The sequence below is a fragment of the Pseudomonas sp. NPDC089918 genome (genome assembly GCF_050280605.1).
Classification (GTDB): domain Bacteria; phylum Pseudomonadota; class Gammaproteobacteria; order Pseudomonadales; family Pseudomonadaceae; genus Aquipseudomonas.
In genome coordinates, this window is the sequence record NZ_JBNNVP010000010.1 from 74,185 (window position 1) to 95,683 (window position 21,499).

Annotated in this window: 19 protein-coding genes; 11 read left to right on the forward strand and 8 right to left on the reverse strand. The window is 59.7% G+C overall.

Annotated elements, in window-relative coordinates:
- Positions 1-40 precede the first annotated feature (40 nt).
- Positions 41-790 (forward strand): sulfite exporter TauE/SafE family protein, encoded by a 750-nt coding sequence (locus ACQKPC_RS09860; protein ID WP_427624298.1) that lies wholly within the window; start codon positions 41-43, stop codon positions 788-790.
- Here the strand turns inward: ACQKPC_RS09860 and ACQKPC_RS09865 are convergent.
- Positions 780-1,634 carry a LysR substrate-binding domain-containing protein gene (locus ACQKPC_RS09865; protein ID WP_007899911.1) on the reverse strand — a complete coding sequence of 285 codons (855 nt, stop codon included), beginning with the start codon at positions 1,632-1,634 and terminating at the stop codon, positions 780-782. The genes ACQKPC_RS09860 and ACQKPC_RS09865 overlap by 11 nt on opposite strands.
- 96 nt (positions 1,635-1,730) lie before the next feature.
- On the opposite strand from ACQKPC_RS09865, the gene ACQKPC_RS09870 reads away from it, so the two are divergent.
- Both ACQKPC_RS09870 and ACQKPC_RS09875 read left to right on the forward strand, forming a co-directional pair.
- A complete protein-coding gene (locus ACQKPC_RS09870) occupies positions 1,731-1,946 on the forward strand; it encodes a DUF1127 domain-containing protein (RefSeq protein WP_008075682.1) in 216 nt (71 codons plus the stop codon).
- A 64-nt stretch (positions 1,947-2,010) separates the two neighbouring features.
- Positions 2,011-3,240: a winged helix-turn-helix domain-containing protein gene (locus ACQKPC_RS09875; protein ID WP_427624300.1), complete on the forward strand. Its 1,230-nt coding sequence runs from the start codon at positions 2,011-2,013 to the stop codon at positions 3,238-3,240.
- A gap of 132 nt (positions 3,241-3,372) precedes the next feature.
- On the opposite strand, the gene ACQKPC_RS09880 is transcribed toward ACQKPC_RS09875, so the two are convergent.
- A complete protein-coding gene (locus tag ACQKPC_RS09880; RefSeq protein WP_007899909.1) occupies positions 3,373-4,719 on the reverse strand; it encodes a class II 3-deoxy-7-phosphoheptulonate synthase in 1,347 nt (448 codons plus the stop codon).
- A gap of 151 nt (positions 4,720-4,870) precedes the next feature.
- Here ACQKPC_RS09880 and ACQKPC_RS09885 point away from each other — a divergent pair, with 151 nt between their 5' ends.
- Positions 4,871-5,626 carry a spermidine synthase gene (locus ACQKPC_RS09885; RefSeq protein ID WP_123501247.1) on the forward strand — a complete coding sequence of 252 codons (756 nt, stop codon included), beginning with the start codon at positions 4,871-4,873 and terminating at the stop codon, positions 5,624-5,626.
- Positions 5,627-5,787: 161 nt separating this feature from the next.
- Here the strand turns inward: ACQKPC_RS09885 and ACQKPC_RS09890 are convergent, their stop codons facing one another.
- On the reverse strand, positions 5,788-6,579 hold the full coding sequence (locus ACQKPC_RS09890; protein ID WP_427624301.1) for a crotonase/enoyl-CoA hydratase family protein: 792 nt from the start codon (positions 6,577-6,579) through the stop codon (positions 5,788-5,790).
- Between the two features lie 422 nt (positions 6,580-7,001).
- Between ACQKPC_RS09890 and ACQKPC_RS09895 the strand changes: the two genes are divergently transcribed.
- Complete coding sequence (locus ACQKPC_RS09895) at positions 7,002-8,675, forward strand: DEAD/DEAH box helicase (protein ID WP_007899905.1); 1,674 nt, start codon at positions 7,002-7,004, stop codon at positions 8,673-8,675.
- Positions 8,676-8,858: 183 nt separating this feature from the next.
- Here ACQKPC_RS09895 and ACQKPC_RS09900 read toward each other — a convergent pair whose 3' ends face one another.
- On the reverse strand, positions 8,859-9,626 hold the full coding sequence (locus tag ACQKPC_RS09900; protein ID WP_427624303.1) for a DODA-type extradiol aromatic ring-opening family dioxygenase: 768 nt from the start codon (positions 9,624-9,626) through the stop codon (positions 8,859-8,861).
- Positions 9,627-9,729: 103 nt separating this feature from the next.
- Between ACQKPC_RS09900 and ACQKPC_RS09905 the strand changes: the two genes are divergently transcribed.
- Positions 9,730-10,386: a thiopurine S-methyltransferase gene (locus ACQKPC_RS09905; protein WP_427624304.1), complete on the forward strand. Its 657-nt coding sequence runs from the start codon at positions 9,730-9,732 to the stop codon at positions 10,384-10,386.
- Positions 10,387-10,563: 177 nt separating this feature from the next.
- Here the strand turns inward: ACQKPC_RS09905 and htpX are convergent, their stop codons facing one another.
- Together htpX and ACQKPC_RS09915 are read right to left on the reverse strand one after the other, a co-directional pair.
- Positions 10,564-11,451: a protease HtpX gene (gene htpX, locus ACQKPC_RS09910; RefSeq protein WP_007895034.1), complete on the reverse strand. Its 888-nt coding sequence runs from the start codon at positions 11,449-11,451 to the stop codon at positions 10,564-10,566.
- Between the two features lie 317 nt (positions 11,452-11,768).
- Complete coding sequence (locus ACQKPC_RS09915) at positions 11,769-12,980, reverse strand: pyridoxal phosphate-dependent aminotransferase (RefSeq protein ID WP_427624379.1); 1,212 nt, start codon at positions 12,978-12,980, stop codon at positions 11,769-11,771.
- A gap of 225 nt (positions 12,981-13,205) precedes the next feature.
- On the opposite strand from ACQKPC_RS09915, the gene msrB reads away from it, so the two are divergent.
- The 3 genes from msrB (at position 13,206) to ACQKPC_RS09930 (ending at position 14,678) form a co-directional block, all read left to right on the forward strand.
- Entirely contained in the window at positions 13,206-13,601 is a 396-nt protein-coding gene (gene msrB, locus ACQKPC_RS09920) for a peptide-methionine (R)-S-oxide reductase MsrB (protein ID WP_052963997.1), read from the forward strand.
- Between the two features lie 133 nt (positions 13,602-13,734).
- On the forward strand, positions 13,735-14,220 hold the full coding sequence (locus tag ACQKPC_RS09925) for a glutathione peroxidase (protein ID WP_008075665.1): 486 nt from the start codon (positions 13,735-13,737) through the stop codon (positions 14,218-14,220).
- Positions 14,217-14,678, forward strand: coding sequence for a MarR family winged helix-turn-helix transcriptional regulator (locus tag ACQKPC_RS09930; RefSeq protein ID WP_007895038.1), 462 nt, complete (start codon positions 14,217-14,219; stop codon positions 14,676-14,678). Before ACQKPC_RS09925 ends, ACQKPC_RS09930 begins: the two co-directional genes overlap by 4 nt.
- Here the strand turns inward: ACQKPC_RS09930 and ACQKPC_RS09935 are convergent.
- The gene (locus ACQKPC_RS09935; RefSeq protein WP_427624306.1) at positions 14,662-16,983 is read right to left on the reverse strand and encodes a response regulator; all 2,322 of its coding nucleotides are present in this window, start codon (positions 16,981-16,983) and stop codon (positions 14,662-14,664) included. The two genes, ACQKPC_RS09930 and ACQKPC_RS09935, sit on opposite strands and share 17 nt — an antisense overlap.
- Before the next feature lie 153 nt (positions 16,984-17,136).
- Here ACQKPC_RS09935 and ACQKPC_RS09940 point away from each other — a divergent pair, with 153 nt between their 5' ends.
- Together ACQKPC_RS09940 and ACQKPC_RS09945 are read left to right on the forward strand one after the other, a co-directional pair.
- The gene (locus tag ACQKPC_RS09940; RefSeq protein ID WP_427624307.1) at positions 17,137-18,027 is read left to right on the forward strand and encodes an ATP-binding protein; all 891 of its coding nucleotides are present in this window, start codon (positions 17,137-17,139) and stop codon (positions 18,025-18,027) included.
- Entirely contained in the window at positions 18,024-18,506 is a 483-nt protein-coding gene (locus tag ACQKPC_RS09945; RefSeq protein ID WP_008075659.1) for a GAF domain-containing protein, read from the forward strand. The genes ACQKPC_RS09940 and ACQKPC_RS09945 overlap by 4 nt, the downstream gene beginning before the upstream one ends.
- Here ACQKPC_RS09945 and ACQKPC_RS09950 read toward each other — a convergent pair whose 3' ends face one another.
- Positions 18,507-21,452, reverse strand: coding sequence for an HD domain-containing phosphohydrolase (locus ACQKPC_RS09950; protein ID WP_427624308.1), 2,946 nt, complete (start codon positions 21,450-21,452; stop codon positions 18,507-18,509). It lies immediately after the preceding gene.
- Positions 21,453-21,499: the final 47 nt, after the last annotated feature.

The following is a 21,499-nucleotide window of genomic DNA, read 5'->3' on the forward strand; positions in this document are numbered from 1 at the left end:
GACTGCGTAGGATGAACAGCCTGACAAAAGGAAATCGCCTGTGATTGAGTTCTTGTTGTATCTGGTTTTTGGCGCGGCCTTGGGAACCCTAGGCGGCCTGTTCGGCATTGGTGGCGGGTTGGTCGCGATCCCGCTGCTGGGCGTGTGGTTCGGTCTTGATCAGCAGATCGCCCAAGGCACGGCGCTGGTGATGGTGGTGCCGAACGTGATGCTGGCGCTGTGGCGCTATCACCAGCGCAATCGCATCGAATTGCGGCATGCGCTGCCACTGGCCTCGATGGGGTTCTGCTTTGCCTGGATCGGTTCGATCTGGGCGGTGGGTATCGATGCGCAATCCATGCGCTTGGGCTTCGTCGCTTTCCTGATCGCGCTGTCGGCCTACAACCTGATGCGAATGTTCACCACCAACGCACCAGCCTCTTCGCAGATGCGCTATTCCTGGCCGTGGCTGGGTGTGCTCGGCGCGGCTTCCGGGACGATGGGCGGACTATTTGGTGTTGGCGGGGCAGTGGTGGCAACGCCGGTGTTGACCAGCCTGTTCGGTACCACTCAAGTGGTTGCCCAAGGGTTGGCGCTGGCGCTGGCGTTGCCGAGTACGGGCGTCACCCTGGCGACTTATGCGGTGCACGATCAGGTGCATTGGGCGATCGGTGTGCCGTTGGCGGTCGGTGGATTGATGAGCATCAGTTGGGGCGTGAGAATTGCCCACGCATTGCCGGAGCGGCTTCTGCGCGGGCTGTTCTGTGGTTTTCTGGTGGTCTGTGCGGTGATGCTCGCGTTTAAAGTTTGAAACCTTCGACGATGTGCTCGGCCAGGCATTCGGTGATCGGCGAAGGGTTGTTCAGGTTGCGGATCAGCATGATGCTGGCTTCCGGCAACAGCGGCAGGTCTTCGTTGGCGCCGAGGATGCGCATGTCCGGTGTGATCAGGCTTTCCAGCTGCGCGGTGATCGCCAGGCCCGCGCTGACCACGGCCATCAACGCCGACAGGCTGGAGCTGTTGTAGGCAATGCGGTAGTCGCGGCCCATGGCATCCAGGGCATTGCATGCCCAGAGGCGGCAGAAACAATCACTGTTGAACATCGCCAGCGGCAACGGTGTTTGCTCATGGGCGCTGAAGCATTGGGCTTCGGCCCAGACAAAACGCTCCTTGCGCAGCAGTTGGCCGATCTCGTTGCCCGGCTCGCGGGTGACGATGGACAGGTCCAGGTCCTGGCGCTGCAACAGTTGCCGGGTCGATTCGCAATGAACCTCGATCTGGATCAGCGGGTAGAACTGCGCAAAGCGCGACAGGATGCCCGGCAGAAAGCGCATGACGTAATCGTCGGGTGTGCCGATGCGCACCGTGCCGACCATGTGCGGCTCGCGCAGGGTATTGAAGACTTCGCTGTGGAGTTTGAGGATGCGCCGCGCATAGCCCAGCAATACCTGGCCTTCGGCGGTCAGCTTGACTTGGCGCCCGTCGCGTTCGAACAGCTGGCGCTGCAACACGTCTTCTTCCAGGCGTTTCATCTGCATGCTCACCGCCGACTGGGTGCGGTTGACCATTTCACCGGCGCGGGTAAAACCGCCCTGATCGGCAATCGCGACGAAGGTGCGCAGTACATCGGTGTCGATACTGGGGTAGGCGGACATTCATCAATCTCCGAGATGTATGCCATCAGAAACATTCGTTGGATTGATCTTATCGCTGGCGCGAGACTTGAGCCATCCCTAAAGGAGGGCAATACGATGAAAGGTCACAACGAGCATGTAACGGAACAAAAATTCTCAATCCACGCGGTATCCGATCTGCTGCACAAGTTTAGTCGCTGGTACGAACTTCACCGTGAACGTGAAATGTTGGCGGGCTTGAGCGACGAAGCACTGAAGGATATCGGCGTGAGCCGTGCGGATGTGGAGCATGAGACGGTAAGACCGTTCTGGGATGACCCGATGCATAAATGATGATGCCATCGCTACACAAACCACTTGCGGGTGAGGTAGGTTGCGAGCAGACAAGGAGATGCTCATGCCCGCCACACTGTCTTTTTCCCTCAAACAGGCTCGGCGTCTGGCGCTGGCTGCCCAAGGGTTCAACGGGCGTCAGCCGCCGGCGGCGGTCAAACCGGTTCAGCTCAACCGGCTGATCGAACGCCTGGGCATTCTGCAGATCGATTCGGTCAATGCGTTGGTGCGTTCGCACTACCTTCCCTTGTTTTCCCGTCTTGGCAATTACTCCTCCGACTTGCTTGATCAGGCTGCCTGGAGTCAGGGCCGTCGACGCACATTGTTCGAGTACTGGGGCCATGAAGCGTCTTTGTTGCCCTTGTCGATGTACCCCTTGATGCGCTGGCGCATGCAGCGTGCAACCCGCGGCGAAGACATCTATCAGCAACTGGCGCGCTTCGGTCGTGAGCAGCAAGACACGATTCGCCGCGTGTTGGCCTCGGTTCAGGAGCTCGGTGCGCTGGGTGCGGGCAGTTTGTCGACCCGTCAGGAGCGAGCAGGGCCGTGGTGGGATTGGAGCGCGGAAAAACATGCGCTGGAATGGCTGTTCGCCGCCGGCGAAGTGACCGTGGCCGGCCGGCGCGGGTTCGAACGGCTTTATGATTTGCCGGAGCGGGTGATTCCTTCGGCGATACTTCAACAGCCCTTGCTCAGCGAGGCCGAGGCTCAGCGAGGCCTGTTGCTGCATGCCGCCAATGCGTTGGGCGTGGCGACGGAAAAGGACCTGCGGGATTATTTTCGCCTGAGCCCGGCAGACAGCCGGCCGCGGCTGGCGGAGTTGGTAGAGGCGGGTGATCTGCTGGTGTGTGAGGTTGAAGGCTGGCGGCAACCGGCCTATTGCCTGGCAGAGCCGAAAGTACCGCGCAAGGTTGAGGCCAGTGCGTTGCTTTCACCGTTCGATTCGCTGATCTGGGAACGCAGCCGTACCGAGCGATTGTTCGATTTCCGTTATCGGTTGGAGATTTATACGCCGCAGCACAAGCGCGTCTATGGGTATTACGTATTGCCGTTTTTGCACAATGAGCGGGTTGCTGCGCGGGTCGACTTGCGTGCCGAACGGGCGTTGGGCCGGTTGGCGGTGCATGCCGTGCATGAGGAAGAGCCGGGGTTGGATGAGAACGGGATGATGGCGTTGGCGGTCAATCTGCGGCAGATGGCGGATTGGTTGGGGCTTGCGCAGATTCAATTGAATTGCCCGCGGGCAAGTGCGGCAAGATTGCGGGTGGCATTGGCACAGATTGAGGGTGATTGAGCCGACGCCTTCGCGGGCAAGCCCGCTCCCACAGGGTTCGTGCCAGACACATAGTTTGTGAACGGCGCGGTCATTGTGGGAGCGGGCTTGCCCGCGATGGCGGCCTGTCAGGTAGTAAAAAAACCTACTGACTCACCGCCGAACCTGCTTCAACGTCTCGGCAATCAAAAACGCCAATTCCAGCGATTGATCGGCATTCATCCGCGGGTCGCAATGGGTGTGGTAACGGTCCGACAACCCATCCTCGGTAATCGGCCGCGCGCCGCCGATGCATTCGGTGACGTTCTGCCCGGTCATTTCGATGTGGATGCCGCCGGCATAACTGCCTTCCGCCTCGTGAACCTGGAAGAACTGTTTCACCTCGCCAAGGATCTGCGCGAAGTCGCGGGTCTTGTAGCCGCTGCTGGCCTTGATGGTGTTGCCGTGCATCGGGTCGGAACTCCAAAGCACCTGCTTGCCCTCGCGCTGCACCGCGCGAATCAGCTGCGGCAGGTGATCGCCGACCTTGTTCGCGCCCATCCGTGCAATCAGGTTCAGGCGACCCGGATCGTTGTCCGGGTTGAGCACATCGATCAGGCGAATCAGGTCTTCGGGGTTCATGCTCGGGCCGACCTTCACGCCGATCGGGTTGTGCACCCCGCGCAGGAATTCGACATGCGCGCCGTCCAGTTGACGGGTACGGTCGCCGATCCACAGCATGTGGGCCGAGCAATCGTAGTAGTCGTTGGTCAGGCTGTCGCGACGTACGAAGGCTTCTTCGTAGTTCAGCAGCAGCGCTTCGTGGGCGGTGAAGAAACTGGTTTCGCGCAGTTGCGGCGAACTGTCCATGCCGCAGGCGCGCATGAAGGCCAGGGTTTCATCGATGCGGTCGGCCAGATGGCTGTATTTCTCGGCCAGCGCCGAGTTGGCGATGAAGTCCAGGTTCCACTTGTGCACCTGATGCAGGTCGGCAAAGCCACCCTGGGCAAAGGCACGCAGCAGGTTCAGGGTTGCGGTGGACTGGTGGTAAGACTGCAGCAGGCGATCCGGGTCCGGTACACGGCTTTTTTCGTCGAAACCGATGCCGTTGACGATATCGCCACGGTAAGCCGGCAGCGTCACGCCGTTGATGGTTTCATCGTTGGCCGAACGGGGTTTGGCGAACTGGCCGGCCATGCGTCCGACCTTGACCACCGGGCAACCGGCGGCGAAGGTCATGACGATCGCCATTTGCAGCAACACTTTAAACGTGTCACGAATTTTCGCGGCGGAGAATTCGGCGAAGCTTTCGGCGCAGTCACCGCCCTGCAACAGAAACGCCCGGCCCTGGGTCACTTCGGCAAACTGACGACGCAACTCCCGGGCTTCACCGGCAAACACCAGCGGCGGATAGCTCGCCAGGGTTTGCTCGACGTGCAGCAAATGCGCCGCGTCGGGGTATTGAGGTTGTTGCTGGATCGGCAGGGCGCGCCAGCTGTCAGGGCTCCAGGGTTGGCTCATTGCAGTCTCTAGTGTTTTACGCTCGGACGGTTATGTTATCAGCAATTAGTGCGTGACCTGTTCCCGTCGCTTCGCGGACAATCGCGCCTTTGCCGCGCCACCCACGCGGTCTTATTACGTTGCCGGATCCCGGTGACGATCAGGAGACGAAATGACTGAGGAGCGCGTCGAGCATCTGCTCGCCGAGGTACAGGATGAGTTCGGCGTGATTCGCGTGCTGGAAGTGGCCGATTACCGTTTCCTGGAGTTCGGTGATGCCATCGAACAGAGCTGTGTGTTCACCGCTGACCCGAGCTGGCTCGAGTACGATTACACCCGGGCGATGCTGATTGGCGCGCTGTGCCACGAACTGCCGGAAAGCGCGCTGTTCCTCGGGCTCGGCGCCGGCACGCTGACCCAGGCTTGCCTCAAGTTCCTGCCGCTGGAAGACGTCGAAGCCATCGAGCTGCGCCCGGATGTACCGCGCCTGGCCATCGAATACCTCGGGCTGGATGACGATCCGCGGCTGTACATCCGCGTCGGCGATGCCCTTGAGCTACTCGAAACGGCTGAACCGGCCGATCTGATTTTCGTCGACCTCTATACCGATGTCGGGCCGGGTGTCGGGCATCTGGCTTGGGGTTTTCTGGAAAACTGTCAGAAGCGTTTGAATCCTGGTGGCTGGCTGGTGATCAACCAGTGGGCCACCGACGATGGTCGGCCGTTGGGGGCGGCGTTGTTGCGCGGTCTCTATCACCGGCATTACTGGGAACTGCCAGTGAAGGAGGGTAACGTGATTCTGATTGTGCCATCGGAGCTGGATCAGGAACTGGACATGGATGGGCTGATCGCTCGCGCTGAAGGCCTGGCGCCGCGATTGGGGTATTCGTTGCAGTCGTTGATCAAGGCTATTCGGCCGGCGACTTGAATGGTTGCATGAATTCATTGTGGCGAGGGGGCTTGCCCCCGTTCGGCGGCGAAGCCGTCGTAAAATCAGCTATTGCGGTGTGCCTGATACACCCGAATTGAATGGTTTTGGGGTTGCTGCGCAACCCAACGGGGGCAAGCCCCCTCGCCACAGGTTGAATGTCAGCAGCCTTTGAAAACCCCCGGCCGCTTCTCGATCATCGACCGCACACCCTCCTTGGCATCCTCGCTGTTCAGCAATTTTTTCACCAGTGCCGGCAAGGCCTGAGCTGCCGCCATTTCACCCTCATAGCGCGCCTGCCGGGCCGACATCAGCGTTGCCTGAACCCCCAGCGGTGCCTGTCGGGCAATCCGCTCCGCCAATTCAATGGCCCGCGGCAACAAGTCCTCGCTGGCCATGACCTCCTGTACCAACCCCAGATGCAAGGCGTCATGAGCATCGAACTCATCGCCAGTAAGCAGCCAGCGCATGGCATTGCCCCAGCCGGCGACCTGATGCAGGCGCAAGGTCGCGCCGCCGAACGGGAAGATTCCGCGCTGCACTTCCTTCTGGGCAAAACGGGTGTTGCTGGCGCACAGGTTGATGTCGGCGGCCAGCATCAGCTCGATGCCAACGGTCAGGCAGTAGCCTTGCGCAGCGACAATCACCGGTTTGCTGACCCGAGGGCCTGCGAGCACGCCCCATGGGTCGCAGCCACCGGGCGGCGCCTGCCAGCCTTCGGCCAGGGCCGCGCCGGCGCTGACCAGATCGAGCCCTGCAGTGAAATGCTCGCCATGGCCGAACACCACCGCCACCCGCGCCTCGCTGTCGGCCTCGAACTCACCATAGGCCAGGCTGAGTTCGTTGAGCAGGTCGAGGTCGAAAGCATTACGTTTGGCCACCCGATCCAGACCGATCATCAGGACATGACCGTGTCGTTCACGGGTTACACGACTGGGACTGGGCTGATTCATGGGACATTTCCTCGGGTGGGGAAGGGGTGTCAGACCGAAGGGGCTGCGTCGCTAGAGTGAACCGTTTTAGCGCCATCGTCAGCAGGGCCGGGCCTTTGCAAAATAGACCGTCGCACAATTATCCGCAAAGCCCGTGACACAACGGTATGCGCCGGTTTTTTCCGATAAAAAAAGCTCCCTTTTTGGGCGAATTCCGGTATAGTGCGCGCCGGCCTTTAACCGGGCCGCGTTTAGGTAGCGCAATTCCCCGAAGCCAGCTTCGGCTGCACGTCCGCACAGCGGACTCTTCCTTGACGAATCTTTTTCATTCATTCGTTTTCGCAAATCCCCGCCGACAAAGCAGCCAGGGCGACTCTTGAGTCTTACACGGCATGCGCAGCTTTGGAGCATGGGTCTTTGCGGATGCACTTAGAGGCAGACCCATGACCCAGGAAACCGGCGGCTTCGCCGCTTTTAATCTTAATCCGAATATTCTTGCAGCTGTCATTGCGACCGGCTACGAAGAACCTTCGGCTATTCAGCAGCAATCGATCCCGATCATCATGGCCGGTCACGACATGATTGGTCAGGCGCAAACCGGTACGGGTAAAACCGCCGCGTTCGCCCTGCCGATCCTGCACCGCATCGATCCTGCAAAGCGCGAGCCGCAAGCCCTGATCCTGGCGCCAACCCGTGAGTTGGCGCTGCAAGTAGCAACCGCTTTCGAAACCTACGCCAAGCAAATGCCGGGCGTTACCGTTGTGGCCGTTTACGGCGGCGCGCCTATGGGCCCACAACTGAAAGCAATCCGTAATGGCGCACAGATTGTTGTCGCCACGCCGGGCCGTCTGTGCGACCACCTGCGTCGTGACGAAAAAGTTCTGGCTACCGTGAACCACCTGGTTCTCGACGAAGCCGATGAAATGCTCAAACTGGGTTTCATGGACGACCTCGAAGTTATCTTCAAGGCCCTGCCAGCAACCCGTCAGACCGTATTGTTCTCGGCCACCCTGCCGCAGTCGATCCGTGCCATTGCCGAACGCCATCTGCGCGATCCGCAACACGTGAAGATCCAGACCAAGACTCAGACCGTTACCGCGATCGAACAGGCTCACCTGTTGGTTCACGCTGACCAGAAGACCTCGGCTGTATTGAGCCTGCTGGAAGTGGAAGATTTCGACGCCCTGATCATGTTCGTGCGCACCAAGCAAGCGACCCTGGACCTGGCCAGTGCCCTGGAAGCCAAAGGCTACAAAGCCGCTGCGCTGAACGGTGACATTGCTCAGAACCAGCGTGAGCGCGTGATCGAATCCCTCAAGGATGGCCGTCTGGACATCGTTGTGGCGACCGACGTTGCCGCTCGTGGCCTGGACGTTCCGCGTATCACTCACGTATTCAACGTTGATATGCCGTACGACCCGGAATCCTACGTTCACCGTATCGGCCGTACCGGCCGTGCCGGTCGCGAAGGTCGTGCACTGCTGCTGGTGACTCCTCGTGAGCGCCGCATGCTGCAAGTGATCGAGCGTGTAACCGGTCAGAAGGTTGCCGAAGTTCGTCTGCCGGACGCCCAGGCCGTTCTCGATGCTCGCATCAAGAAACTGACCAACAGCCTGTCGCCGCTGGTCGCTGATGCCGAATCGACTCACGGTGATCTGCTGGATCGCCTGACCGCCGACATCGGTTGCACCCCGCGTGCACTGGCCGCTGCTCTGCTGCGCAAGGCAACCAACGCTCAGGCGCTGACCCTGGCCGCAATCGAGAAAGAACGTCCATTGGTGCCGAACAACGCACCGCGTGGCGATCGTCCAGAGCGTTCCGGTGATCGTCCGGACCGTGGTGATCGCGAGCGTCGTGCTCCGGTTCCATTGGCCGAAGGTCGTGCTCGTTGCCGTACCGCGCTGGGTGCGCGTGATGGTATCGCTGCCAAGAACCTGCTGGGCGCCATCCTGAATGAAGGCGGTTTGGCACGTGAAGCCATCGGCCGCATCCAGGTGCGTGACAGCTTCAGCCTCGTCGAGCTGCCGGAAGATGGTCTGGAGAAGCTGCTGACCAAACTGAAGGACACTCGCGTTGCCGGTAAGCAGTTGAAGCTGCGTCGCTATCGCGAAGATTGATCCGCTCTCGAGCTGATTGATCGCACATAAAAAATCCCCGACTGGTTCGGGGATTTTTTTTGCCTGTTGTTGATCGTTCCCACGCTCTGCGTGGGAATGCAGCCCGGGACGCTCCGCGTCCCAGAAGCGGACGCAGAGCGTCCATTGATTCATTCCCACGCAGAGCGTGGGAACGATCAAGTGTCAGCCAAAGCGATAAATATCCATCCCCAACGCCCCCATGGTGAAACCCTGGTGCGCAATGCTGAACTCACCCCCAGCCGCGCGGGCAAAGTACAGCGGCAGCAGATGTTCGTCGCTCGGATGGTTGCGCACAGCATTCGGAGCTTGCTGACGATAGTCGTGCAACGCGGCTTCGTCGTTCGCTTCGAGTTTCTCGATCATCCAGTCGCGGAACGCCTTGGCCCAGGGTTCGACGCTTTCCGGGCCGGCGTGCCAGTCCAGTTCGCGCAGGTTGTGGGTGATGCTGCCGGAGCCGATCAACAGCACGCCGTGCTCGCGCAGGCTGGCCAAGGCATGGCCGACGCGAGTTTGCAGGGCGGGGCCGCCACGGGTGGGTAGCGAGACCTGCACCACCGGGATATCAGCTTGCGGATACATCAACGACAAGGGTACCCAGACGCCATGATCGAACGGTCGCTGGGTGTCGATGCGCGCCGGCAGGCCATCGCCCTTCAGCAGCTCGACCACCTCCGCCGCCAGTTGCGGATTGCCCGGGGCCGGGTATTGCACCTCGAACAAGGCCTGCGCAAAGCCGCCGAAGTCGTGCCAGGTTTCAGGCTGAGGGTTGCCGCTGACCAGCAGTTCACTGCTTTCCCAGTGCGCGGAAACTATCACGATGGCTTTGGGTTTCGGCAATGCGGCGGCCAGGCGCGCGAGGGCCGGCCCGCTGGCGCCCGGTTCCAGGGCTAGCATCGGAGAGCCATGAGAGATATACAGGCTGGGGAACATGAATGAGCTCCTGAGAGTAAGATGGCACCATCTTCAGTCAGATCATTGATCTAAATCTAATATAAGTTTTAGGGTCTTTTGATCGAATTTTTCGGGGTTAATTATGCAGCCGGAGTTTTGGCACAAACGATGGGCGTCGAATCAGATCGGCTTTCATCTGCCGGAAGTGAATCCTTATCTGCAACGGTTCTGGCCAGCGTTGAGCCTGGAAGAGGGCGCTCGCGTGCTGGTGCCGCTGTGTGGGAAAAGCCTGGATCTGTTGTGGCTGGCGCACCAAGGTCATGAGGTCTTGGGGATTGAGCTGTCGGAAAAGGCCGTGGAGGATTTCTTCAGTGAGCATCAATTTGACCCGGACGTCAGTGAGCAGGGGCCGTTCAAGGTCTACCGTGCCGGTTCAATCGAGTTGTGGTGTGGCGATTTCTTTGAGTTGACGGCAGGCGATGTGGCCGACTGCAGCGGTTTGTACGACCGCGCGGCATTGATTGCCCTGCCGCCGGCGATGCGTGAGCAATACGCGGCTCATTTGATTCGCATTCTGCCGAAGGATTCTCTGGGGCTGTTGATTACCCTGGATTACGATCAGGTGCAGATGGACGGGCCGCCGTTTGCGGTGCTGGATGATGAGGTGCAGCGGTTGTTCGGCGATGTGTGGGCGCTGAAGATTCTGGAAGACCAGGACGTCCTGGGTGAGAGCTGGAAGTTTCTCGAGGCCGGTGTCACGCGGCTTGAGGAGCGGGTTTATCGGGTTTCCAGCCGATAGATTTGTAGTGGTTGTACCGGCCCCATCGCGAGCAGGCTCGCTCCCACATTAGGTAGCGTCGCTCCACTGTGGGAGCGAGCCTGCTCGCGATGGGGCCAGAATGAGCACCACACACTCAAGCAGACAAAAAAAGGCCCGCATTATCACTGCGGGCCTTTTCTTTTGGTGCGGAGCCTGTCAGCCCCGACGACGCAATGCGTCAATGCGCTCTTCCAGCGGCGGGTGGCTCATGAACATACGGGCGAACCCTTGTTTGAGACCACCGTTGATGCCGAAGGCATTCAGCGTGTCCGGCATGTGCACTGGCAGCCCTTGTTCTGCACGCAGACGCTGCAGGGCGCCGATCATTGCGCTGGTGCCGGCCAGGCGTGCACCGGCTTCGTCCGCACGGAACTCACGCTTGCGCGAGAACCACATGACAATGGCGCTGGCCAGAATGCCCAGGACCAGTTCGGCGAAGATGGTCGCCACGTAGTAGGCAATGCCTTGGCCTTCTTCGTTCTTGAAGATCACCTTGTCGACAAAGTTGCCGATGATCCGGGCGAAGAACATCACGAAGGTGTTCACCACGCCCTGGATCAACGCCAGGGTAACCATGTCGCCATTGGCCACGTGGCCGATTTCGTGGGCCAGAACGGCTTTCACTTCATCCGGCGAGAATCGCTCGAGCAAGCCCTGGCTGACCGCGACCAGTGCATCGTTCTTGTTCCAGCCGGTGGCGAAGGCGTTGGCTTCATAGGCCGGGAAAATCCCGACTTCGGGCATCTTGATCCCGGCTTCGCGGGACAATTGCTCGACAGTTTGCAGCAGCCATTGCTCGTGCCGGGTGCGCGGCTGGCTGATGATCTGGGTGCTGGTGCTCATTTTCGCCATCCACTTGGAGATGAACAGCGAGAACAGGGAACCGGCGAAACCAAAGACCGCACAGAAAATCAGCAGCTGATTGAGGTTGAGATCAACCCCATTGGCCGCCATGAACCCGTTGAAGCCGAAAAGGCTCAGGGTGATGCTGGCAATCAGCACGACCGCCAGGTTAGTGGCCAAAAACAGCAAAATGCGCATCATGGTTGTAGAAATCTCCTCGTGCTAAAGATGTAGCGTACTGCGGGGTATATAAGGTGCTGCACCGGGCTATTCAACCGAGTGACTATTTCAAACTGTGTCCTACAACAACAGTCTAGCGGCTTGAAGGGCATTTCCGACGTCGGCATGGGAAACGGTTGTCAGCCAATTAGCGTCGCAGGCCCCCGCCGTTGTTAGGCGCGGGCATGAAACGTGTCGTCCGTCAGCGCTTGAAACAACGATACAGGGTAGGGGGCACAGATGTGTTGCTGAATTAATCACCGTGCGACTTTAACCCGCGTCGCACGGTGACAGAGCACTTACTGGCGATAGGATTTGAGGAAGTTGCCGATCCGGCCGATTGCCTGATCCAGGTCGTCGAGCCGTGGCAGGGTGACCACACGGAAGTGGTCCGGCCATGGCCAGTTGAAGGCCGTGCCTTGTACCACCAGCAGCTTCTCCGAGAGCAGCAGGTCGAGCACGAATTTCTCGTCGTTGTGGATCGGGCAGACTTTCGGGTCGATCCGCGGGAACGCATACAGCGCGCCCATCGGCTTGACGCAGCTCACGCCCGGAATGTCGTTCAGCAGTTCCCAGGTACGATTGCGCTGTTCCAGCAGACGCCCTTGTGGCAGAACCAGATCGTTGATGCTTTGATAGCCGCCCAGCGCGGTCTGAATGGCGTGCTGGCTCGGCACGTTGGCACACAGGCGCATGTTGGCCAGCATGTCGATGCCTTCGATGTAGCTTTGGGCATGATGTTTCGGGCCGGAAATGGCGACCCAGCCGGAACGGAAACCGGCCACGCGATAGGACTTGGACAGACCGTTGAAGGTCAGGCACAGCAAGTCCGGCGCCAGCGAGGCGGTGCAGATATGCACGGCGTCGTCGTACAGGATCTTGTCGTAGATCTCGTCGGAGAACACCACCAGATTGTGCTGGCGGGCCAGTTCCAGCATGCCCAGCAGCACTTCCTTCGAGTACACCGCACCGGTCGGGTTATTCGGGTTGATGATCACCAGCGCCTTGGTGTTCGGGGTGATCTTGGCCTTGATGTCGGCCAGGTCCGGCCACCAGTTGGCCTGCTCGTCGCACAGGTAATGCACCGGGTTGCCGCCCGACAGGCTGACTGCGGCAGTCCACAGCGGATAGTCGGGAGCCGGCACCAGCACTTCGTCGCCGTTGTTGAGCAGGGCCTGCATCGACATCACGATCAGCTCGGAAACGCCGTTGCCCAGGTAGATGTCTTCGATGCCGACGCCTTCCACCTGTTTTTGCTGGTAGTACTGCATCACGGCCTTGCGGGCGCTGAACAGGCCCTTGGAGTCGCTGTAGCCCTGGGCGGTCGGCAGGTTGCGGATCACGTCCTGAAGGATTTCATCCGGCGCTTCGAAACCAAAGGGCGCCGGGTTGCCGATGTTCAGCTTGAGGATGCGATGGCCTTCCTCTTCCAGGCGTTTGGCGTGCTTGAGCACTGGGCCGCGAATGTCGTAGCAGACGTTGGCGAGCTTGTTCGATTTGCTGACCTGCATGGCGATGTGTTCCCGATAATGAACGATCCAGGCGGCGTATGAACGACCGTACTGGGAATCCTGCGTATTCACACAGGCCTGACGCCTTGAGTCGCGGCACTCATAATCCGTTTGAATGCGCGTGGTCTGGCTGCCAGACTGGCGTTTGACGAGGCGCAATCATACGTGCCGCCCGATCCGTGGAAAAGGTACAGATCGGGCTTTTTCAGTTGCTGAGGTGTGATCATGGAAAAGTTGGAAAAAACCCTGGAAGAATGGCGTGAAATGCTCGATCCGGAGCAGTACAACGTTTGCCGCCTCAAGGGCACCGAGCGGCCGTTCTCCGGTAAGTACAACGACAGCAAGGTCGACGGTGTTTATCACTGCATCTGCTGTAACGCGCCGCTGTTCGACTCAAAGACCAAATTCGATTCCGGCTGCGGCTGGCCGAGCTTCTACGCACCGATCGGCGACAGCGCGATGGTCGAGATCCGTGATGTCAGCCACGGTATGATTCGCACTGAAGTGGTCTGCGCCACATGCGATGCGCACCTTGGGCACGTGTTCCCGGACGGTCCACCGCCCACCGGCCTGCGTTATTGCATCAACTCGGTGTGCCTGGACCTCGTTCCCCGCCAATAATCTGCGCAGGGGCGCGGATGTACCCCGCCCCTACGATGAGAATCGTGTGCGGGTCTCTATTGATTTATTAAATTGCACGCAATTCAATTGCTCGCTATGTTTGGTCTTTGTTCTTCCACTCGGAGTTCGTGCCATGAGCGACAACCTGTTGAGCATTCCTTGTACCACCATCAAGGGCGAGCAAAAGACCCTGGCCGATTTCGCCGGCAAAGCAGTGCTGGTGGTCAACACCGCCAGTAAATGCGGGTTCACCCCGCAATACAAAGGTCTCGAAGAGTTGTGGCAGACCTACAAGGATCAAGGCCTGGTGGTGCTCGGCTTTCCCTGCAATCAGTTCGGCAAGCAAGAGCCGGGCAACGAGGGGGCGATTTCCGAGTTCTGCGAGTTGAACTACGGGGTGAGCTTCCCGCTGTTCAAAAAGATCGAAGTCAATGGTGCCGGCGCCCATCCACTGTTCGTTCAGTTGAAAAAACGCGCACCGGGCGTGCTGGGATCCCAGGGCATCAAGTGGAACTTCACCAAGTTCCTGATCGGCAAGGATGGCAAGTTGGTCAAACGCTTTGCTCCGGCGACCAAGCCGCAGGACCTGAGCCGCGAGATCGAAGCCCTGCTCAAATGAATACGTTGTCAGTTGATTCACTGAAGCTCGACAGTCAACTCTGCTTCAAGCTGTATGCCGCATCGCGGGCGGTGATCCGTGCCTACAAGCCTATGCTCGATCAGTTGGGCCTGACTTACCCGCAATACCTGGCAATGCTGGTGTTGTGGGAATGGCAGGAGACGGCGCCAGAGCAGCCGACGGTCAAGGCCCTGGGTGAGCGCCTGGCGCTGGACTCTGGAACCTTGACGCCGCTGCTCAAGCGCCTTGAGCAACTGCAACTGGTGCAGCGTCAGCGTTCGGCGCGAGATGAGCGTGAGGTGCACTTGAGCCTGTCGCCCGCCGGCAAGGCTTTGCGCGATCAGGTCGGGCCGCTCAAGGCCCGGCTGTTATGCGATAGCGGCGTCGATCTGGATCGCCTGAATGATCTGCGCGATGGCCTCGATCACCTGCTGGGGCAAATCAAAGCGCTGTCGTAGCGGGTATCCACAAGTCGAGCAAGGCAGCCAGTTCTTCCCTGCGAAAAGGCTTGGCCAGGTAGTCACTCATGCCCGCCGCACGGCAGCGTTCACGCTCTTCGGACATGGCGTTGGCGGTCAGGGCGACGATGGGCAGCTGTGGCCAGCGCCCGCTGCGACGAATCTGCCGACTGGCTTCATAGCCATCCATCACCGGCATGTTGCAGTCCATCAGCACCAGATCGAATTCGCTCTGCTCAAGCTGATCCAGCGCTTCGCCGCCGTGGGCCGCGACGCTCACCTCGCAACCGAGTTTTCCGAGCATGCCCTTGGCCACCAACTGATTGACCGGGTTGTCTTCCACCAGCAGGATGCGTCCGCGTCGCAGGGGTGAGATGGCTTCGATCCGCGCCCCGTTGATGGTGGTGAGTTCCGGCTGCAGGATCCGCCGTAATGTCTGGTAAAGCGCATTGCGCGCCAGAGGTCGCGCCTGTTGCTGCAAGGGCGCGAGAGCGTTGACTTGGTCGCTGGGCAGGAAACTGCCGTAGGCGGTCACCAGCAGAATCGGCGCGGTGAAGGTAGGGCGCAGGCCAAACAGGCATTCGGGGCAGTCGGTGATCAGCACATCCGGCTCCAGCCCGATCAACCGGTCATCGATGGAACGTTGCTGATAGTCGAGCCCCCAGCTGGGCAGCAGACTGTGCAGCAGTTCCGCCAGACCGCTGCTGGCGGCGGTGATCGCGACGATGTTGCCCCGCAGTGCGGCCGGGGAAATGGCCCGGGTATGGCAGGGCAGGGGCAGGTCGGCGCAGAACTGGCTGCCGAAGCCCGCTTCCGAGCTGATCGTCAGACGCCCTTGCATGGCTTCGCAGAGGCTATAAGTCAGCGCCAGGCCCAACCCGGTGCCACCAAATTGCCGGGTAATACCGGCACCGGCCTGGGTGAAGGGCTGGAAGATTTTGACCTGCGCGTCTTGGGCGATGCCGATGCCAGTGTCGCAGACTTCGATTCGCACACCGTCTTCGAACGTTGAAAGACGCACATCGACCCGTCCGAAACGGGTGAATTTGAGAGCGTTGGACAACAAGTTGCTGACGATCTGCCGGACCCGGGTCGGATCACCGAGCACCAGAGCGGGAAATTGCGGGTCGATCAGGCATGCCAGCTCGACACTGGGCGCGGCGTTCTGGGACAGCAGGTTGGCGGTGTCTTCGATTAGCGAACCAAGGTCGAACGGAATGTGTTCGAGTTCGAGCTGGCCGGCATCGAACTTCGACAGGTCGAGAATATCGTTGAGCAGTTCCACCAGCACTTTGCCCGAGTCATGGGCGATGGACAGCTGTTGCTGCTGCTCGGCATTGAGCGGGCCGTCCAGCGAGAGCGCGATCATCCCCAGCAGACCGTTGAGGGGCGTGCGGATTTCATGACTCATGTTGGCCAGGAACACCGAGCGCGCTTCGGCCATGTCCAGGGCAGTGCTGCGGGCGATTTCCAATTCCTCGTTGGATTGGCTGAGGCGGGTATTGATCGCCTTGAGTTCCGCGGTGCGGGCCGAGACGATGTTTTCCAGTTGCGAGAGGTAGTCAGTCAGGCGGTTTTCGGCGTTGCGCCGTTGCTGGATTTCGGTGGCGATATTTTCGAACTGCTGATTGGCGACCTCGACCAAGACCCCGATTTCATCGTTTTCATGCCCCGTCGGACACTCCAGCAACGTAGGTTCCGCGCTGCGCGGATCACGGCCACTGAGTTCGCGGATAACCCGCACCAGCGGTTTGGTCAGCATCACATAAAACAGCGCCAGCAGAATGCCCGTGAGAATCAGGCTGCGCGCGAAGCCATTGAGCAGGGTCACTTCGGCCCGGCGCAGGAAACGACTGCCGAAGGTGTAGGTATCGACTTCCAGTTGCAAGGTCCCGAGGGATTCGTCCGGCAAGTGGTCGAGGTAAAGGCGGTCTGCGAACTGCCGGTTGGCGCCGAACAGGAAGTCGCTGATCATCCGGTCATTGTTTTCCAGACCCGGACGTTTGACGCTGGCCAGCACGGTATTGTTGTTGTCGGTCAATTGCGCGCCGATGATTGCCGGGGAACGCAACAGACCCAGGGCCAGTTCCTGAGCGAGTTCGGCATCGATGTTGTAGGCGATGCGAGATGCGGGGTTATGGCTGATTTCCAGCAAGGACAGTATTTCGCGGTTGATGGAGGCGTCTTCGCTGGCATAATCGATGCCTATTTGCAGCAGGCTGAGCAGCGTGCCCAGAATGAAACCAGCCAGCACCGTAATCCTGGCTTGTTTGTACGACAGCCGGTGGCTGAACTTGATATCCATGGGATGTTGAACCACTTCCGTTTCCCTTCGCTGCTCAAGCATAGTCGATCATCAATGGATACCGATGTTCTGGCAAAACACTTGTAGGGGTGTAGATGCTGTGTTTCGTCGTTGTACCGCCATCATTACCTTGAACGTGCCCGAGGAGAAGACGTGGATTCCCGATTGAATGCTTTTCTTGAACGCGCCGATGCCGTTCTGGCCCGTATCGAGCCGCTGCTGCCCGCGCCTCGGCAAACCATCGACTGGGCGCACTGCCTGGCCGCACGCTGGCAGCGTGAGGGACGCAGCGGTTTTCTGTTGCCGCTGCAAGTCAGCCTGGACACGCGTTTGTCCGACTTGATCGGCGTTGACCGGCAACTGGAGCAACTGGGCCGCAACACCCGACAGTTCCTCGACGGCATGCCGGCCAACCATGCTTTGCTCTGGGGCTCGCGTGGCACCGGTAAATCGTCGCTGGTGCGTGCCTTGCTGTCGGAACACGCCAAAAGTGGCTTGCGGCTGATCGAGATCGAACGCGATCACCTGGCGGACTTGCCACGCGTCGTCGAGCAGATCGCCAAGTTGCCTCAGCGCTTTGTGCTGTTTTGCGATGACCTGTCGTTCGATTCGGGCGAGGGCGATTACCGCGTGCTCAAGAGCGTGCTCGATGGTTCTCTCGAACAGGCGCCAGATAACGTTCTGCTGTACGCCACCTCCAACCGTCGCCATCTGGTGCCGGAAAAGGAAAGCGATAACGAGAACTGGAAAAGGGTCGATGGCGAACTCCATCCCAGTGAGGCGGTGGAAGACAAGATCGCGCTGTCGGACCGTTTTGGCCTGTGGCTGTCGTTCTATCCGTTTACTCAGGAGCATTTCCTCAACGTCGTCGAACACTGGATCGGCCAATTGGCCGACAAGGCCGGCCTTGAGTGGCAGCGTGACGAAGAGCTGGACATCCTCGCAGTGCGCTGGGCCACGGGCCGGGGCAATCGCAACGGACGTTGCGCGTATCAATTTGCCCGCTATTGGGTCGGGCTGAAGCTGTTGGAGCACAAGGCATGATCGATTTACAAAAGAGCGGCCAGGGCCTGGAGGGCTACGGCATGCTGTGGGCGCAGCTGGAATCACTGCTGGCAGACGAGCGTGATTTTATCGCCAATGCCGCACAATTTTCGGCGTTTCTGTTCAACCAGCTCGATGACCTGAACTGGGCCGGCTTCTACCTTAATCGCAACGAAGAACTGGTGCTTGGCCCGTTTCAGGGGCAGATCGCCTGTGTACGAATTCCATTCGGTCGTGGTGTGTGCGGGGCGGCAGCGGCCACCTTGCAGACTCAACGGGTCGAAGATGTACATGCGTTCCCCGGGCACATCGCGTGCGACAGTGCCTCGAACAGTGAGCTGGTGGTGCCGCTGGTCAAGGACGGTCGACTGATCGGTGTGCTGGACCTCGACAGCCCGAAACTTGCACGTTTTACTGCTGAAGATCAGGCCGGTATCGAGCAACTGGCGGCGATTTTCCTGCGTCTGACTGACTGCTGATCAGGTCTTCAAGCCGGCCTTGATCAACAGGCTTGACGGGTCGACCGCATCAATCTGTCGTGGGTCGAGAAAACGGTTGGCATACTGCAAGTAGACTTCGTCGTTGATGAACAGCCCGAACAACTCAGCGTCAATGTGGGCGTCACGGCACATGGTGGCCATGATGCCCAGCGCTTCGCTCAAGGACTTGGCTTTCTTGTAGGGGCGATCGGCGGCGGTCAGCGCTTCGAAAATATCGGCAATCGCCATCATCCGCGCCGGCAAGCTCATGTCTTCGCGCTTCAACCGTTTGGGATAACCGGTGCCGTCCATTTTTTCGTGGTGGCCACCGGCGATCTCCGCGATGTTGTTGAGGTGGCCGGGGAAGGGCAGGTGACTGAGCATCAGTATCGTCTGTACCATGTGGTGATTGATGATGTAACGCTCCTCGCGGGTCAGGGTGCCTCGGGTGATGCTCAGGTTGTAGAGCTCCCCCCGGTTGTACTTGTAGCGTGGCACGTCAAGCTTGAATCCCCACGGATTGTCGGCCGGAATCAGTTCACTGTCGGCGCGTTCGATGAGGTGTTCGGGTTTATCCGCCAGCAGCGGCTCGCTGACCGGCAGAGTCGGCGGCGGGGTCTGTGCCTGACGACGGTTCTCTTCCCACGAAACCCCCAGTCGATCGTCCAGGGTTCGGGTCCAGGTGCGTTTGGCGATGGTGTTCAGGCGTTGCAGATCGGCCTCGGCCATGGCCTCGCTGCCAAGATTGCAGCGGGCAATGAATGCGAAATCATCATCCAGCGCCGCCAGGTTCGCATGGCGTAATTGCGCCAGAGGCTGCTCGTCTCCCCCTAGGGCGATGGCCTGCCAATAGTTGATCCAGGCATCACGCTTGAGCACTTCGAACCGTGTGCGGATTTCGTGGATGCGGTCGTTCAGGGTCTCAAGCTTCGTGGCTTTGTCGACCACGTATTCAGGCGTGGTGATCTTGCCGCAATCATGCAGCCAGGCAGCGATGTGCAAGGCTTCCCACTCATCGTCGGTGGGCCGATAGCTGCTGAAGGCCGGGGCCTGACTGGCTGCGGCCGCCTGCGCCAGCATCAGCGTCAGTGCCGGCACCCGTTGGCAATGACCGCCGGTATAGGGACTTTTGGCATCGATCGCGCCAGCCAGCAGTTGAATAAAAGAGTCCAGCAGCTGCTTCTGTTTGGCTTGCAGGCGCTGACTTTCGATACTCACGGCGGCTGCACCGGAAACCGCCTGGAGAAACGCGATGCGGTCCGGGCGAAGTTTTTCCAGGTCTTCCTGCGTGCCGCTGTCTGCCAGCAGCAGGATCAGCAGGCCGACGGTTTCGTTATGGCGATTGTGCAGCCGGATACCGATCAGATGAACCCTGGGGCACTCCAGTGCGAGCAAAACCTTCTGCAAATCTCCCGCCTCTTCGAACCCCAGGCTGGTGACGACATTGTTGGCGTTCGACAATTTCTGCATCCATTGAGGGCTCTGCGGGTCCTGAAGCGTGTGTCCTTGAATGGCGAATGACGGCAACGCCTGTGAGCTGCCATGGATGACCAGCGCATGAGGCTCCACGCGATCGTCATCACTTTCCCGCAGGTAGAGCAGACCGGCCTGGGCCTGGCCGATCTTTACGGTTTCAAACAACACCCGTTGCAGCAGCGGGGCAAAACGGGTCTCGGCGCTCAGGCTGTCGGTAATCTGGAAAAAACTCGCCAGGGTGTCTTTCATGCGCGCCATCGACACGCTCAGTTGGTCGACTTCAAGCACCGGCGAGCGACGGGAGGCCGGAAAGTTGAAATCGAAACTGCGAATCGCATCGGCTTCCTGCACCAGGGCGCGCAAGGGTTTGACCAGGATTCTCGAGGTCAGCCAACCCATCGGCAGGCACAACAGCAGCGTCGCCAGGGTAATCAACGCGCCTTGCCAGCGTATGCGGTAGGCATCGACTAGCAATTCGTCCTCCGGCACCAGTAGCGCCAGTTGCAGTCCCTGCGGGCCACCCTCCTGGATGCTGCTGCGCGCCACGATCCATTGACGGCCCGCGGTGTTCAGGCGATTGACCTCGGAGGGGCTGGTGAGCAAAGCCGCGAGCGAGGGGCTCAGATCGGCGGCTTTGATTAACCGGGCGGTCTGGTCGTCGACGATCAGCTTGCTGCTGTCGGGGTAAGCGATGGCATTGCCCTGGGCATCGAACAGCACAATTTCGGTACTGGGGGTCACCACATGTTCGGCCAGGGTTGCGGACAGTTCAGCCAGCGTGAGGTCGGCCCCCATCACTGCATGCTCGCCACTGCGCCGGGCCAGTGTGGTGCCGACGTTGTGAGTGGAGAAAAAAAGGTAGGGCTCGGTGGTGATCTGATCATGGTTGCCGAGGGCACTGGAGAACCAGGCGCGGGTACGGGGATCGTAGGTCTCGTCGGGGTTGTCCTGGCGGCTGACAAGGGCCAGGTTCTGATCGAAAAACAATGATCGGGAGCGGATCTGGCCGGCGCCTGGGTGTTCGATGCTCCACACCTGATACGCCGCCGTGGCCGGTGCCTTGACCTGTGTTTTCAGGGTGACGGTACGCAGGGGACGAACCATGAAGAAGTCGCCATTAGCGTAGCCCAGGTACAGCGAGGCCAGATCGGGATTGTCCTTGAGCGATTGGCTGAAGGGCTTGAGCAACGCCAGGCGTTGCTCAAGGTCAGGCGCCTGGGTCGCCGGGTTGTCCGCCAGCAGGTTGAGCAGATGACGAATCGGCTGATAGGTGCGATGCAGGTCCAGACGGACATCCTGCTCGATGCGGTTGAAGAGTTTTTCGCTGCTGGAAAGGATGATCTGGGTGGTTTGCCGATAGTTGAAAATACCCAGTACCACCCCGGTCAGTAACAACAGGAAGGTGAACATCACGCTGATATGGATGTGCAGAGGAAACCGGCGTTGATCCGGGCGCAGTGGGCTGGGCATTGCAGCTTTCTCCATGATGATTAACACACTGCTCAGCCCCCAAGCAT

Bases quoted from the DNA above. Each gene is read 5' to 3' on its own strand.
- ACQKPC_RS09865 (WP_007899911.1), bottom strand. From the start codon at position 1,634: ATGTCCGCCTACCCCAGTATCGACACCGATGTACTGCGCACCTTCGTC.
- ACQKPC_RS09870 (WP_008075682.1), top strand. From the start codon at position 1,731: ATGAAAGGTCACAACGAGCATGTAACGGAACAAAAATTCTCAATCCAC.
- ACQKPC_RS09875 (WP_427624300.1), top strand. From the start codon at position 2,011: ATGCCCGCCACACTGTCTTTTTCCCTCAAACAGGCTCGGCGTCTGGCG.
- ACQKPC_RS09880 (WP_007899909.1), bottom strand. From the start codon at position 4,719: ATGAGCCAACCCTGGAGCCCTGACAGCTGGCGCGCCCTGCCGATCCAG.
- ACQKPC_RS09885 (WP_123501247.1), top strand. From the start codon at position 4,871: ATGACTGAGGAGCGCGTCGAGCATCTGCTCGCCGAGGTACAGGATGAG.
- ACQKPC_RS09890 (WP_427624301.1), bottom strand. From the start codon at position 6,579: ATGAATCAGCCCAGTCCCAGTCGTGTAACCCGTGAACGACACGGTCAT.
- ACQKPC_RS09895 (WP_007899905.1), top strand. From the start codon at position 7,002: ATGACCCAGGAAACCGGCGGCTTCGCCGCTTTTAATCTTAATCCGAAT.
- ACQKPC_RS09900 (WP_427624303.1), bottom strand. From the start codon at position 9,626: ATGTTCCCCAGCCTGTATATCTCTCATGGCTCTCCGATGCTAGCCCTG.
- ACQKPC_RS09905 (WP_427624304.1), top strand. From the start codon at position 9,730: ATGCAGCCGGAGTTTTGGCACAAACGATGGGCGTCGAATCAGATCGGC.
- htpX (WP_007895034.1), bottom strand. From the start codon at position 11,451: ATGATGCGCATTTTGCTGTTTTTGGCCACTAACCTGGCGGTCGTGCTG.
- ACQKPC_RS09915 (WP_427624379.1), bottom strand. From the start codon at position 12,980: ATGCAGGTCAGCAAATCGAACAAGCTCGCCAACGTCTGCTACGACATT.
- msrB (WP_052963997.1), top strand. From the start codon at position 13,206: ATGGAAAAGTTGGAAAAAACCCTGGAAGAATGGCGTGAAATGCTCGAT.
- ACQKPC_RS09925 (WP_008075665.1), top strand. From the start codon at position 13,735: ATGAGCGACAACCTGTTGAGCATTCCTTGTACCACCATCAAGGGCGAG.
- ACQKPC_RS09930 (WP_007895038.1), top strand. From the start codon at position 14,217: ATGAATACGTTGTCAGTTGATTCACTGAAGCTCGACAGTCAACTCTGC.
- ACQKPC_RS09935 (WP_427624306.1), bottom strand. From the start codon at position 16,983: ATGGATATCAAGTTCAGCCACCGGCTGTCGTACAAACAAGCCAGGATT.
- ACQKPC_RS09945 (WP_008075659.1), top strand. From the start codon at position 18,024: ATGATCGATTTACAAAAGAGCGGCCAGGGCCTGGAGGGCTACGGCATG.
- ACQKPC_RS09950 (WP_427624308.1), bottom strand. From the start codon at position 21,452: ATGCCCAGCCCACTGCGCCCGGATCAACGCCGGTTTCCTCTGCACATC.